The sequence below is a fragment of the Actinomadura rubrisoli genome, from assembly GCF_004349215.1.
Lineage (GTDB): Bacteria > Actinomycetota > Actinomycetes > Streptosporangiales > Streptosporangiaceae > Spirillospora > Spirillospora rubrisoli.
Genome location: NZ_SMKU01000712.1, coordinates 1 through 1,199, shown reverse-complemented (window position 1 = coordinate 1,199; position 1,199 = coordinate 1). Strand labels below are relative to the sequence as shown.

The window sequence follows — 1,199 nt, the reverse complement described above, 5'->3', positions numbered from 1 at the left end:
GCGCGGGGTCTTGGGCGGGCCGGGGGCGACGCGCGAGAGGCCCAGGACGCCCCCGACGACCAGCAGGACCAGCCCGAGCAGGACGGACGCGACCGGAATGTAGGCGCGGACCGCGTCGATCTTCAGGGCCGTGTCGTCGGCCACCCCGACCAGGCCCTTCTGGTCCTGGTCGATCGTGATGAGGTCGGCGAGCGCGACGACCATCTTGCCCTTGCCGTCGCGCGTCTGGACGGTGCTGCGGACGTTCTCGCGGTGCTTGACCGGGATGCCGGTGCGCGGGTCGACCCAGAAGGTGTTGTACGCCTCGGTGTAGCGGTCGACCTTCTGGTCCTTGACCTTGCCGCCCAGCCCGAGCAGCCGTCCGGGCAGCTTGGTGTCGAGCGCGGCGGTCTTCGTCACCGGGACGTGCTGGGTGAAGCGGTAGGCCGTCAGGCCGTGGACCTCCTCGACCCCGTTGAAGCGCATCGGCGACGACTGCTTGGTCGTCATGTCGAAGAACGGGTAGTCGCGCTTGTGCACGTTGGCGATCGGGAACAGCAGCCCGTAGCCGGACATCCGGACGGTGTTGTCGCCGTCGACGTTGACGCCGCAGCAGTTGACCAGCTCGCCCGTGCGCCGGTCGAACGCCATCCGGAAGCCCTGGATCTGGACGGGCTTGTCCGGGACGGCCTGGTCGTAGATGTTGGTGCTGGAGTCCCAGACGGCGATCTTGTTGTTGCCCTCGTTGGCCCGGACGTCGCCGCGCACGGTGTTGTTGGCCCTGAGCGTCACGCCCGTCTTGAGCTTGAGCGTGGCGGCGTCGAAGTAGGCGGCGTTCTTCGCCTCCAGCCGCGTCAGCTGGTAGCGGTTGAGGGGCGCCTGGACCACCTGGTCGGCCACATAGAACCGGACCAGGGGCGCGAGCGAGAGGAAGAAAGCGCCCAGGCCGATCAGGACCAGGCCGACCGGTCGCCGCATGAACACCTCCGGAGGGCTGCCGACGCCTTCGCGGCCAGAGGGCCGCGTCAGGCGTCCCGGGCTCACCTTACAGGACCTCTCAAACGGCCCGTCCAATAGCGATCATGCCCCGGGACGGGCACCTCCGATGCCTGGCCCGCGTTGGTAGAAGCGCCCTCGGCGACCGCTCCCGCGTGCTTGGTACTGACCGGTAAGCTCCCGCGTACGTCCCGGGCGTGCCCCCACGTCCCCGATCCCCCATC

1 protein-coding gene is annotated in these 1,199 nt (G+C 69.1%); it reads right to left on the bottom strand.

Going from position 1 to position 1,199, the window contains the following annotated elements; translation table 11 throughout:
- A partial coding sequence (pgfA, locus tag E1298_RS47035) for a cell envelope lipid trafficking protein PgfA (protein ID WP_131903818.1) occupies positions 1–957 on the bottom strand: 957 nt, incomplete at its 3' end.
- Positions 958–1,199: the final 242 nt, after the last annotated feature.